Source organism: Cryobacterium sp. MLB-32 (genome assembly GCF_000738085.1).
Lineage (GTDB): Bacteria > Actinomycetota > Actinomycetes > Actinomycetales > Microbacteriaceae > Cryobacterium.
This window is the reverse complement of record NZ_JPRS01000158.1, coordinates 1-11899: the sequence shown is the minus strand read 5'-3', so window position 1 is coordinate 11899 and position 11899 is coordinate 1. Positions and strand designations below refer to the sequence as shown.

Here is an 11899-nt window from a genome sequence, read left to right as displayed (position 1 = left end):
CCCACGAACTCACCGTGACCGAGGAGCATGGCGGCTTGGTCTACTTTCATACCGATCCGACGGGTCACAACCTTCCGAGGCTCGCTCACTCGGATCTCCTGGAATTCGTCACCCGCAGCATCGGTGCCGCACACTCGTTCACCCTCCTGCTGCGCACGATGGAAATTGGTGCGCGCTTCGCCTCACCTCACGGCAATATCCCGTATAGGGCAGTTCGCGGCTGGGTCGTGGTCGACGGGGAGATTCATGCTCTCACTCGGCATGAGGTCTGGGCAGAATCCTGCCGGGAGGCAGACTTCGATATGCCCCCGGGCCCGGAAGACGGCGTGCACTATGTCGATGCCGATGCGATCACCCGTCCATACCAGTGGAGGATGACCGCCGTCGCCTAGAACGCTACGGGATCTGGCTGCGCCGTCGAGGCCTCAGGGCTCGATTGAGTCGATGCGCTCCGGACGGGCGTCGACCCAGGCGAGCAACTGGCGGACGCCCTCAGGCAGGGACTCCTCGTTGCAGTGATAGCGAAATTCCTGAGAGTCGTCGGTTAAGGAGATGTCGTACAGGAGGGAATCCGGCCACGTGCGAGTGCCGGTCGGGTCCGAGAGGGTGCGCAGGGCAGCGCGGTCGACCTCGGCGGCGAGCGCCGCGGCATCCGTCGGGGTCAGCGACTCGGCATCGAGGTCGGTGCGCGTCACCATGCCGGCGAAACCGCCGCCTCGTCGTACGCTCAGCCTCATGTCAGAACTCCAACCTCCGTCCAGGCCGCGCGAACAGCTGTCTGCTCGGCCGCGCCGAAGAGTTCTCCGGCTGAATCGATCGTAAACTGTGCGGCCTCCGCAAACTGCGTGTGGGCACCCATTTTCGTGGTCAGCGCGTGGTACCAGATCTTTCCCGCCTTTTCCCAGGCGGATCCACCGAGGGCAACCGCCGCCAGATAGAAGGCGTGGTTAGGAATCCCGGAGTTCACATGCACGCCGCCATTGTCGTTGGCCGGGTTGTTGTCGTCCGGAAGGTCTGCGTACTGATCCATGTGGCCCGGCTGGTGATCTCCGGCAAAAGCGGTGCCGGGACTCTTCATAGACCGCAGCGCCAACCCGAGTTTCGGCACGAGGATGCCCTCGCCGATCAGCCAGTTGGCGTCCGCCGCCGTCTGTTTGAGACTGTACTGCTTCACGAGGGAACCGAAGACGTCGGAGAACGACTCATTGAGCGCGCCTGACTGCTTGCTGTAGACGAGACCGGCGGTGAACTCGGTCACTCCGTGTGTGAGCTCATGCGCAATCACATCGATAGCCCGGGTAAGCCCGCCGGCCTGAAAGATACGACCGCTCCCATCGCCGTAAACCATCTGGCTGCCGTCCCAGAATGCGTTGTCAAAGCCGACGCCGTAGTGCACTGACGAGATCAACTCCATCCCCAAGTTGTCGAGGGAATTGCGCTGCAGCACCTCCCGGTAGAAGGCGGCCGTCAGCGTGCTGCCATCGAAGGCCTCGTTGACGGCGGGGTCGGCCGCGAGGGGGTCGCCCACGGCGCGCTTCTTGACTCCGGGCAGGAAATTGCGACCGTTCGTCTCGTTGTCGTAGATGGAGACGCCCTGCTCCGTCATCGACACGACACCGATCAGGCCGAGGTTCTGATTGAGCTCCCGACTGAAGTGACCGAGCACCGCACGCCGGGACCGCATTGCGGCCGATGTGGCAATGGACTGGATGGCGGCATCGCGCTGCTCATCCGTACCCTGGGTCGCCAGCCAGGCCAGCAGGTCGGGTGGGGCGATGCCGCAGAACCGATGACCGCTCACAATGGGCAGGTTTTCGGGGTCGAACTGCTGTTGAGGCTCCGACATGATTTCCCCTTCGCTCGCGATCCAGTGCAGAGTACGCCCACAGTATGCCCCCGTGTCGCCAGTCCGCGCTACGGTGTCAGCAATAACGCGCGAGTAACGCCCAGGCGGTCAGAATTCCACCTGAAACGAACAACTATTTGGAAAGGAAATCATCATGGCCGATGCTGCCGCACATGACCTGCCCACGACTCGATACTGTGCCACTCCTGATGTGTATACGAAGCAGCTCACGGAGCAGCCGGGCTTCGCCGCTGCCCGCATCTCCATGGAGCTTGAAGTGCGCGGGCTCATCAACCAGGGCATCTTCGCTGCGCAGACCGGGATCACCCACATCCCCGTCGTGGTGCACGTGGTCTACAACCACGATGACCAGAACATCTCCGACGATCAGGTGGCGAGCCAGATCGCCGTACTCAATCGTGACTTCCGCAAGACGAATCCCGACGTCGACACCCTGCCCGACGTGTTCCTGCCGCTGGCGGATGATGCTCAGATCGAGTTCTCGCTGGCCGATACCGACCCCGATGGCAACGCGACCGACGGGATCACCCGTACCCACACCGACACCACGTCGTTTACCTACGACGATTCCATCAAGTACGAATCATCCGGCGGCGCCGATGCGTGGCCGTCCGACACGTACCTGAACCTCTGGGTCGGCCGACTCGGCGGGGGCCTTCTGGGCTATGCCCAGTTCCCCGGAGGTGCGCCGGCAACCGACGGTGTCGTGATCCTCGATACCGCCTTCGGAACCGTGGGGACCGCTTCCCCTCCGTTTAATCTGGGCCGCACGGCCACGCACGAGATCGGGCACTGGCTCAATCTGAACCACATCTGGGGTGATGAAGACGGCTGTATCGGCACGGACAAAGTCGATGACACGCCCAACCAGGCCTACGCCAACACGGGCAAACCCGACTTCCCCCACGTGACCTGCAGCAACGGCCCGAACGGCGACCTGTTCATGGATTACATGGACTACGTGGACGACGATGTGATGGTGCTCTTCTCGGTCGGCCAGGTTGCCCGCATGCACGCCTGCCTGGAAGGACCGCGCAACACCTTCGAGCTTGTCGAGGACAGCGTGCTGGCTCAGCGGTCGCGCGAGCGCGTCGCGGGCACGGACACCACCTGAGAGCGAAGGTCGCCCGCACCACACCACACCACACCACAAAGGAGAATCACTGATGGGTCCGCCAGACCACGCTTCGGGGCTTCCCGTCGGCGAGTGGACCCACTCGCACGAGGAAGACGAGCCCGGCGTGCTGGTCTATCGACGAGCGGAGTCTTTCCCGTTCCCGCCCACACGGGGCGGGAGAGACTCCCTGCGAGTCGACGGCTCGGGTCAGATCACGGCGCTCACGCCGGGCCCCGACGATCGGCCTCGACCCATGGGGATCCGCGTACTGTCCGACGGTTCACACGCCGACGGTTCACACGATGACACGGCACCAGCCGACACGATGGAAATTGTGGAATCCACCGATACCGTTCTCAAGATTCGCCGGCGGTAAGCATGGTGCCCGCCGCGCGGAGAAAGCAGGAGTCGTGTATACGTACGCCATCGTTCCAGCCTCCGTCGAGCCCGCCGCTGGACGATCTGCGCGGCGCGAACCCGGACTCAAATGGAGCCGCTTCGGAGACCAGGTCATCTACTGGACGACCGGGGCCTCCGGTTCCGCTGCTGTCCGCAGGGTGAACACCCTGGGAGCCGTCACGCAATCAAGCCACGGGCTGCCTTTTCTCGTCGTGCAGGCGGGCAATATCTTCCGCGATGAGTTTCCCGATATCCCCGTCATCCTCGACAAAGGGCGCTATCTCGCGGTCGAACTCAGCGACGCGGCCGTGGCGCGGCTTTCCGCCGGCAATCCGGCGGAGTTCGGTTTCGCCCCTTTGCCGCATAACACTGCGGTCGTGAAGGAGGTGCTGCGCGCCGAGCATCCGCTGCGCACGATCGACCCGGCCATGACCATGCTGGCCGCCCAGGTGTCTTCGAAGCGCCTGCAGGAATCCCTGGTATCACTCACGGGATTCGGAACCAGGCATTCCCTGAGCGGGGGGTTCCAGCATGCCGTCGACTGGGCGGCTGACTCGTTTCAGTCGCTCGGTTACAGCGTGACATGCTCCAGAATTACGGTCGGAACCGGCGCGAGCTTCTCCGTGATCGCTGACAAACCGGGCACGAGTGCCGACCCCGGCCTGGTGCTGGTCACCGCCCACCTGGATTCCATCAATCATCTCGACGGCCCGCTCGCGCCCGCTCCCGGCGCCGATGACGACGGGAGCGGATGCGCCGGTGTACTGGAGATCGCCCGTATCCTGTCCACCCGCGTCGACGACCATGACCTGCGCCTGATCTTGTTCGGTGGCGAGGAGGAAGGACTCTTCGGCAGCCAGCAATATGTCGCCGCTCTGAGCGGGCACGATCGCGACCGCCTGACTGCCGCGATCAACATGGATATGGTCGGCACGCTGAATTCGGCGGAGAGAGGGGTGCTCCTGGAGGGGGCGCCGGTCTCACAGCGGCTCATCGACCAACTCGCGGCGAGCGCGCAGGATTACACCTCGCTCCACGTCGATGTCTCGCTGCATCCCTTCGCCAGCGACCATGTGCCATTCATCATCGCCGGACTGCCGGCCGTGCTGACGATTGAGGGTTCTGACTCGGCGAACCACACCATTCACAGCAGTCAGGACACCCTCAACACAATCGACTACACGCTCGCCTGCGAGATCGTCACCATGAACCTCGTGACGGCCGCGCGATTGCTGGGCACTCATACCTCCATCAACGATCTGGTGCGTTGGCGCCAATCGACCCTGAGCGACGACAGCGACTAGATACTGAGGGACTGTTTCCCCTGGGAAGCCACGTTCGTTCAGCAGTTGCGCGTTCAGCAGTTGTGCAATCAGAAGTGGTCGGAGCGCTGTTCGCGTACCCGGGTGCGAAGGCCGTCGGCTTCGCGCGCCGCGTCGCGCCCATCCTGCTCGCGCCCTGACTCCCGCAGGCACAACGCGAGCGTTTCGAGGGAGTCAGCCAGGTCGGCGTGCGCGCCGAGGGCCACGGGGTCGCCCTTCTGAATGTCTCCCCACGCGGCCACACGCTTCCGTCTCATCGAAACCGAGCGCTCGCTCTCGAAGAGCGCCCTGTCCCGGCGGCCCACCTCTACGAGGCGAAGCGCGAGAATGTTGAGCGCTCGGGCAAGCGCGGAGTCATCCGCCTCGGGGTTCGCGTCGGCGAGCCGCTGATAAATACTGACGGCCTCCCCCGCTGCCACGAGGGCTTTGCGCGGGCTGAGTGCGGCGGAGAGGCGACACGACAGCCGGGTGAGAGCCGAAGCCAGGTCGGGCTCACAGCCCGGGTCACCCGCTGCGAGTCTCCGGCACTCGGACACCGCTTTTTCGCTCGCGCTCAGCGAGTTGTCTTTCACCATCTCTGGTTGCACTGCTACCTCCTGCTGACGTTGGCTCCGGCCAAACCGGCTCTGTGTCCGCCAGTATCGTCCCGTCCTCCCCGGCTGCATAGGCGCGCCAAACGGGGGATCGACACCCCGGTCCCCGCGCGTCACACTAAGCACAGTTGACAGCCGGAGGTCTCGATGCCCGATTCGTTCACCGAAACGACCCCACCACTGCCAACGCACACCACGACCGGGCGTTTCAGGAATTGGCTGCTGAGGGGCCTCATCGACGAACACGGGTCACAGATCGGCCCGCACGCCAAGAACGTCGACAAGACCCATTCCTGGTGGCGAGTGATGTGCCTCACCGGCGTCGACTACTTCTCAACGCTCGGCTACCAGCCGGCCATCGCCGCGCTCGCGGCCGGCTTGCTGTCGCCCTTCGCCACCGTGGTGCTGATCGCACTGACGTTGTTCGGTGCGCTGCCCGTCTATCGCCGGGTGGCCCGTGAGAGTTCCCATGGCTCGGGGTCCATTCACATGCTGGAGCACCTGCTGCCGTGGTGGGCCGGAAAGATCTTCGTACTGGTCCTGCTCGGCTTCGCGGTGACCGACTTCATGATCACCATCACGTTGTCGGCTGCGGATGCCACGGCGCACGCTCTGGAGAATCCCTTCACGCCCGACTGGTTCCACAACGCCACGGTCGGCCTCACTCTGGTCTTCATCGCCCTGCTCGCGGCAGTCTTTCTGCGCGGCTTCCGGGAGGCGATCGGCATCGCCGTCGTGCTGGTCGCCGTCTACCTCGCCCTCAATCTCGTCGTTGTCATTGATTCCCTCGGGCACGTCTTCGACAATCCGATCGTGATCACGGACTGGTGGGCGGCCGTCAACGTCACGCACGGTGATCCGTGGATGATCGTCGGCATCTCGTTGATCGTGTTTCCGAAGCTCGCGCTCGGCCTGTCGGGTTTCGAAACCGGCGTCGCGGTCATGCCCCAGATCACCGGGGATCCCACCGATACGGAGGAACGTCCTGCCGGGCGCATCCGGGGTACGACACGTCTGCTCACCACGGCGGCACTCATCATGAGCGCGTTCCTTCTCTCCTCCAGCGTTCTCACCACCCTGCTCATTCCTCAGGAAGCGTTCCAACCGGGTGGCCCGGCCAATGGCCGCGCACTCGCCTATCTCGCCCACGAATATCTGGGGCCCGTGTTCGGAACGGTCTACGACATCAGCACGATCTGCATTCTGTGGTTCGCGGGCGCATCCGCGATGGCCGGACTCCTCAACCTCGTGCCGCGTTACCTGCCCCGGTACGGCATGGCCCCGCAGTGGGCGCGCGCCGTGCGTCCCCTCGTTCTGGTCTTCACGGCGATCGCGTTTGTGATCACCATCGTTTTCCAGGCGAGCGTCGATGCCCAGGGCGGCGCCTACGCGACGGGCGTGCTGGTGCTGATCACGTCGGCATCCGTTGCCGTGACGTTGTCGGCACGTCGGCTGCATCAGCGCAAGCGGGCGCTGGGCTTCGGGATCGTCTCGCTGGTCTTCGTCTACACGACAGTGCTCAACGTGATTGAACGGCCCGATGGCATTCGCATCGCGGCATTGTTCATTGTGGGAATTCTCGGCATCTCACTGCTCTCCCGGATAGGGCGATCATTCCAGCTGCGCGCCACGTCGGTGACCCTTGACCCACTCGCCCTCGAATTCGTTCGCGGTGATGCCGAACGCAGGATCATCCGCATCGTCGCCAACGAGCCCGACGACGGCAGCGCCGCGGAGTACCGGCAGAAGAACCTCGCGGAACGCCGGTACTCCCATATCCCCCGCAATTCCCGCATCATCTTTGTGGAGGTGCATACGACCGACTCCTCCGAGTTCGAGGAGGATCTGCTCGTGCGCGGCGTGCACAAGCACGGCTTTCGCGTGCTGGAGGTGCAGAGCAACAATGTGCCAAACACGCTCGCCTCGGTGCTCTTTGCCGTTCGCGATTCGACCGGCGTCATCCCCGAGATCTACTTCGAGTGGACGGAGGGCAACCCGCTCTCCAACATGTTCCGTTTCCTGCTCGTCGGCAGCGGCGAGGTTGCCCCGGTCACGCGGGAGGTGCTGCGGGAGGCCGAGAAAGACGCCAAGCGCCGCCCGACCGTGCACGTGAGCTGATGTCCCGAAGCGCCTTCCTGCCGAGAATCGCGACTAGCTCTTGGCCACGAGGGTGAGCACGTCGTAGGAGGCGACGAGCTCGTCCTTCTGGTTGGTCAGTACCGCATCCCACCGCACCTCGCCGTACTCGTCGGTCTCGCGCGGCGTGATCTGTTTGGCCGTGAGGGCCACCCGAATGCTGTCCCCTGGCGAGACCGGTGTGATGAAGCGCAGGTTTTCGAGGCCGGAGTTGGCGAGCACTGGGCCGGGCTCCGGGTCGACGAACAGGCCGGCCGCCCACGACACGAGTAGGTAGCCGTGCGCGACGCGACCGGGGAAGAAGGGGTTGGCCGCGGCCGCCTCCTCGTTCATGTGGGCGTAGAACGTGTCGCCGGTGAACTCGGCGAACTGTTCGATGTCGTGCAGGCTCACCGTGCGTGAGGCGGACACCACCTGGTCGCCCAGCTTGAGCTCCGCGAGGCTCTTCCGGAACGGGTGCCGGCCACCGACCTGCGCCGCAGCGCCCTGGTGCCAGATGCCGGTGATCGCAGTGAGCATCTCGGGTGAACCCTGAATGGCGGTGCGCTGCATGTGGTGCAGCACCGCCCGGATGCCGCCGAGCTCTTCGCCGCCGCCGGCCCGGCCGGGCCCGCCGTGCACGAGCTGCGGCAGCGGTGAGCCGTGGCCGGTGGAGGTGCGCGCGTCGTCACGGTCGAGGAACAAAACACGGCCGTTGAAGGCGGAGATGCCGGTCAGCAGCGCCACCGCGACCTCGGGATCGTGGGTGGCGATGCTCGTCACCAGCGATCCGCCACCGCGGCGCACGAGGGCGATGGCCTCGTCCAGGGTGTCGTAGCCGAGCACGCTTGAGACCGGACCGAATGCTTCGACCTCGTGCACGGCGTCCGCTTCCGAGTCGAAACGCAGCAGCAGCGGTGGCACGAAGGCACCGTCGGGTGCGGGGGCGACCGTTCCGTCGGCGTGCACCACGGCGGGGACATCCGTCGAACCCACGACGAGCTCACCACCGGCAGCCTGCAGTCGCGCCACCTGGCGGAGCACCTCGCTGCGCTGCTCGACAGAGGCGAGCGGGCCCATCGTCACGCCCTCGGCACGGGGGTCGCCAAGCACGATGCGCTGGTCGATGCGCTGCTGCACGGCGGCGATCACAGCATCCATGGCGGTGCGGGGCACGATCGCCCGGCGGATGGACGTGCACTTCTGGCCGGCCTTGACCGTCATCTCGGTGACGACCTGTTTCACGAAGGCGTCGAATTCGGGGGTGCCAGCGACGGCGTCCGGGCCGAGCACCGAGGCGTTGATCGAGTCGGTCTCATTGGTAAACCGCACCCCGCCGGTCTGCACCGACTCGCTGGCCCGCAGCTTCTCGGCGGTGGACGCCGATCCCGTAAACGCAACGAGGTCGCCGAGGCGCACGTCGTCGAACAGGGTGGGGACGCTTCCGGAAACGAGCTGCAACGAACCTGCGGGCAGCAGACCGGAATCGGCCAGGATGCGCACGAATGCCTCGGCGAGGTAGCCCGACGGCGTCGCGGGCTTCACGAGGGTAGGAACGCCGGCAAGGAAGGCCGGTGCGAACTTCTCAAGCGCGCCCCAAACCGGAAAGTTGAAGGCGTTGATCTGTACGGCAACGCCGGGCAGGCGTGAGTAGATGTGTCGGGCGATGAACGAGCCGTCTTTCGAGAGCTGCTCCACAGGCCCGTCCGCGTAGACCTTCGCGTTGGGCAGCTCACGCCGGCCCTTCGAGGAGTACGTGAAGAGCACCCCGATTCCGCCGTCAATATCGACCCAGGAATCCACCTTGGTGGCGCCCGTGCGGCTCGACAGGGCATACAACTCCGGCTTGTGATCGGTCAGCACCAGCGCCATCTGCTTGAGCAGCACGGCGCGTTGGTGAAACGTCAGCGCACCGAGCGAATCCTGGCCCACCGTGCGGGCGTAGTCGAGGGCCGCCGCGAGGTCGATGCCCTTCGAGGTCACGCGGGTGACGACCTCACCGGTGGAGGCGTCGCGCACGTCGACGGCAGCCGATGTGTCGGTGGGCGTGAACCAGGATCCCCGCACGTAGCTGGGCAGAATGTTCGTCATTTCGAGGACTCCTCGGCGTTGAGTGTGCGTGAGAACGGGGTGCGTGAGAACGGGGTGCGTGAGAAAAGAGTGCGTGGGCGGGCCAGGACGAGACCCATCACTCAGCCAGGTGTAGAAGCCCTGGCCTGACTTGCGGCCGAGCTTGCCCTCCGCCACGAGGCGGCGCAGCAGCGCCGGCGGCTCGAAGCGCGCTCCGAGCTGGGCGTGCAGGTACTCGGCGATGCCGAGGCGCACGTCGAGTCCGACGATATCGGTGAGCTTCAGTGGGCCGACCGGGTGCTTGTAGCCGAGCATCATGGCCGCATCGATGTCGGCGGCCGAGGCCACACCCTCTTCGAGCATGCGGATGGCCTCGAGCCCGAGGGCCACGCCGAGTCGCGAGGAGGCGAAGCCGGGCGCGTCACTCACGGTGATGGGAGTCTTGCCGAGCGCGCTGACCCAGCCCTGGGCATCCGTCACCAGCTCCGTCGAGGTCTCGCGACCGGTGACAAGCTCGACGAGGGTCGAGGCGGGTACCGGATTGAAAAAGTGCAGGCCCAGGAAGCGGGCGGGACGCACGAGTTGGGAAGCGAGATCGTCGATCGAAATAGACGAGGTGTTGCTGGCGAGGGCGGCGTCCTCGCCCAGTTCGGCCTCGACGCGCTGCAGGGCATCGACCTTGATCGCGCGAATCTCCGGCACGGCTTCCACGACGAGATCCCGGTCGCCGAAGGCAGCGAAATCGATGCCGACGGCGAGGCGGTCGGTGAGATCGGCATGCGATTCGCCGGTGGCCCCGCGGGTGATGCTCGCCTCGACAGCGCGCACCACGCGCTCACGGGCGGCGTCGGCCTCCACCTCGTTGCGCTCGACGAGCGCCACGTGGGCGCCGGCCAGCAGGAACGCGTGCGCAATGCCGGCGCCCATCCGACCGCCGCCGAGCACGCCAACACGGTCGGGAACGCCGTTTTCGCCGCGGTCGCCCAGCTCAAGTCCCACTGTGGTCATCAGACACGCTCCAAGATCAGGGCCGAGCCCTGGCCGACGCCCACACACATCGTGGCGAGGCCATGCTGGGCGTTTTCACGTTCCATGCGTGCGAGCAGGGTGACGACAAGCCGCGCCCCGCTCGACCCGAGCGGGTGCCCAAGGGCGATCGCACCACCGTCACGGTTGACGATCTCCTCGTCGAGGCCCAGACGACGGATGCACGCGAGCGACTGGGTGGCAAAGGCCTCGTTGAGCTCGATCGCCCCGATGTCGTCGATGCCCAGGCCACTGCGGGCGAGCACCTTCTGCGTCGCCGCAACCGGACCGAGCCCCATGATCTCGGGGGCGAGGCCGACGCTCGCACCGAACACGATGCGGGCGCGGGGAGTGAGGCCATAACGCTTCACCGCCTCGCCGCTCGCTACCACGACTGCCGAGGCACCATCGTTGAGCGAGCTCGCGTTGCCCGCCGTGACGACGGAGCCGCCACTGACGATCGGGCGCAGCCGGGCGAGCCCCTCGAGGCTGGTATCGCGGCGGGGCCCCTCGTCCACGAGCACCTCGCCATTCTTGGTGGGCACGCCGACGATCTCGTCGACGAAGTGGCCGGCGTCGATGGCCGCGGCGGCGCGCTGCTGGCTGCGGAGGGCGAAGGCATCCGCTTCGTCGCGGGTGATGCCGTCGATGCGGGCGACTTCTTCTGCCGTCTCCGACATGGAGAAGGTGGCCTTGTCCCGGGCCGCCAGCTTCGGGTTGATGAAGCGCCAGCCGATCGAAGTGTCGAATTGCGGGCCGGGTTTGGCCCAGGCGCGATCCGGCTTGCCCTGAACCCAGGGCGCACGGGTCATCGATTCCACGCCGCCAGCAACCATGAGGTCGGCGTCGCCGGCGCGAATAGCCTGCGCCGCCATGGTGATCGCCGAGAGGCCCGAGGCACAGAGCCGGTTGACCGTGATACCCGGAACGTGGTCGGGAAGGCCGGCCAGGAGCCCGGCCATGCGGGCCACGTTGCGGTTGTCTTCGCCGGCCTGCGTAGCCGCCCCGAAGATGATGTCGTCGATGAGTCCGGCGTCGATGCCGGAACGGCGAACGGCTTCCGCCACCACGATCGCGGCAAGGTCATCGGGACGCACGCCCGCAAGCACTCCGCCGTAGCGGCCGACGGGCGTTCGTGCTCCTCCAACGAGGTAGGCCTCTGCCATGTTTTCTCCTGACGACGGTGTCTGCGCGGTACCTGCGGGAACGTCGAATTAGTAACCGATCGTTCGGAAAGTAATTCTGACAGATCCGGGGACTCGCGGCAACCCTTGAGTTCACCGAGCAGCGCCAAAGGGGTCATTGACAGGGCCGGTCACTGGGACATAATCGGAACAGGTGTACGTCCGCTGCCGCGTCTGGCACCTTCCAGCATCAGGAAATGGATATG

10 protein-coding genes and 1 pseudogene are annotated in these 11899 nt (G+C 65.5%); 5 read left to right on the top strand and 6 right to left on the bottom strand.

Annotated elements, in window-relative coordinates:
- Window positions 1-392, top strand: a 392-nt coding sequence (locus JF66_RS14190; protein WP_035879121.1) for a hypothetical protein, incomplete at its 5' end; no start/stop codon positions are given.
- Window positions 393-425: 33 nt separating this feature from the next.
- On the opposite strand, the gene JF66_RS14185 is transcribed toward JF66_RS14190, so the two are convergent.
- Both JF66_RS14185 and JF66_RS14180 read right to left on the bottom strand, forming a co-directional pair.
- On the bottom strand, window positions 426-737 hold the full coding sequence (locus JF66_RS14185) for a protealysin inhibitor emfourin (protein ID WP_035879120.1): 312 nt from the start codon (window positions 735-737) through the stop codon (window positions 426-428).
- On the bottom strand, window positions 734-1846 hold the full coding sequence (locus JF66_RS14180; RefSeq protein WP_081882399.1) for a M4 family metallopeptidase: 1113 nt from the start codon (window positions 1844-1846) through the stop codon (window positions 734-736). The genes JF66_RS14185 and JF66_RS14180 overlap by 4 nt, the downstream gene beginning before the upstream one ends.
- A 154-nt stretch (window positions 1847-2000) precedes the next feature.
- Between JF66_RS14180 and JF66_RS14175 the strand changes: the two genes are divergently transcribed.
- The 3 genes from JF66_RS14175 to JF66_RS23065 are packed head-to-tail and all read left to right on the top strand — an operon-like array spanning window position 2001 to window position 4687.
- Window positions 2001-2981, top strand: coding sequence for a zinc metalloprotease (locus JF66_RS14175; RefSeq protein WP_051973559.1), 981 nt, complete (start codon window positions 2001-2003; stop codon window positions 2979-2981).
- Between the two features lie 52 nt (window positions 2982-3033).
- The gene (locus tag JF66_RS23070; RefSeq protein WP_035879119.1) at window positions 3034-3360 is read left to right on the top strand and encodes a hypothetical protein; all 327 of its coding nucleotides are present in this window, start codon (window positions 3034-3036) and stop codon (window positions 3358-3360) included.
- Between the two features lie 34 nt (window positions 3361-3394).
- A complete protein-coding gene (locus tag JF66_RS23065) occupies window positions 3395-4687 on the top strand; it encodes a M28 family metallopeptidase (RefSeq protein ID WP_051973558.1) in 1293 nt (430 codons plus the stop codon).
- Between the two features lie 68 nt (window positions 4688-4755).
- Here the strand turns inward: JF66_RS23065 and JF66_RS14160 are convergent, their stop codons facing one another.
- Window positions 4756-5292 (bottom strand): hypothetical protein, encoded by a 537-nt coding sequence (locus tag JF66_RS14160; RefSeq protein WP_156109803.1) that lies wholly within the window; start codon window positions 5290-5292, stop codon window positions 4756-4758.
- 153 nt (window positions 5293-5445) lie between these two features.
- On the opposite strand from JF66_RS14160, the gene JF66_RS14155 reads away from it, so the two are divergent.
- Window positions 5446-7416 carry an amino acid transporter gene (locus tag JF66_RS14155; protein ID WP_231556433.1) on the top strand — a complete coding sequence of 657 codons (1971 nt, stop codon included), beginning with the start codon at window positions 5446-5448 and terminating at the stop codon, window positions 7414-7416.
- A 33-nt stretch (window positions 7417-7449) separates the two neighbouring features.
- Here the strand turns inward: JF66_RS14155 and paaZ are convergent, their stop codons facing one another.
- The 3 genes and pseudogenes from paaZ to JF66_RS14145 form a co-directional block, all read right to left on the bottom strand.
- Window positions 7450-9504: a phenylacetic acid degradation bifunctional protein PaaZ gene (paaZ, locus tag JF66_RS14150; RefSeq protein ID WP_035879122.1), complete on the bottom strand. Its 2055-nt coding sequence runs from the start codon at window positions 9502-9504 to the stop codon at window positions 7450-7452.
- Window positions 9505-9621: 117 nt separating this feature from the next.
- Window positions 9622-10491 (bottom strand): annotated as a pseudogene (locus tag JF66_RS23705) (3-hydroxyacyl-CoA dehydrogenase family protein); the annotation flags it as partial.
- Window positions 10491-11675, bottom strand: a complete 1185-nt coding sequence (locus tag JF66_RS14145) for an acetyl-CoA C-acyltransferase (protein WP_035879117.1) — start codon at window positions 11673-11675, stop codon at window positions 10491-10493. The gene JF66_RS14145 and the pseudogene JF66_RS23705, both read right to left, overlap by 1 nt.
- Window positions 11676-11899: the final 224 nt, after the last annotated feature.

Coding starts and splice junctions, on each gene's coding strand:
- JF66_RS14155 (WP_231556433.1), top strand. CDS start 5,446: ATGCCCGATTCGTTCACCGAAACGACCCCACCACTGCCAACGCACACC.
- JF66_RS14175 (WP_051973559.1), top strand. CDS start 2,001: ATGGCCGATGCTGCCGCACATGACCTGCCCACGACTCGATACTGTGCC.
- JF66_RS23070 (WP_035879119.1), top strand. CDS start 3,034: ATGGGTCCGCCAGACCACGCTTCGGGGCTTCCCGTCGGCGAGTGGACC.
- JF66_RS14180 (WP_081882399.1), bottom strand. CDS start 1,846: ATGTCGGAGCCTCAACAGCAGTTCGACCCCGAAAACCTGCCCATTGTG.
- paaZ (WP_035879122.1), bottom strand. CDS start 9,504: ATGACGAACATTCTGCCCAGCTACGTGCGGGGATCCTGGTTCACGCCC.
- JF66_RS14185 (WP_035879120.1), bottom strand. CDS start 737: ATGAGGCTGAGCGTACGACGAGGCGGCGGTTTCGCCGGCATGGTGACG.
- JF66_RS14145 (WP_035879117.1), bottom strand. CDS start 11,675: ATGGCAGAGGCCTACCTCGTTGGAGGAGCACGAACGCCCGTCGGCCGC.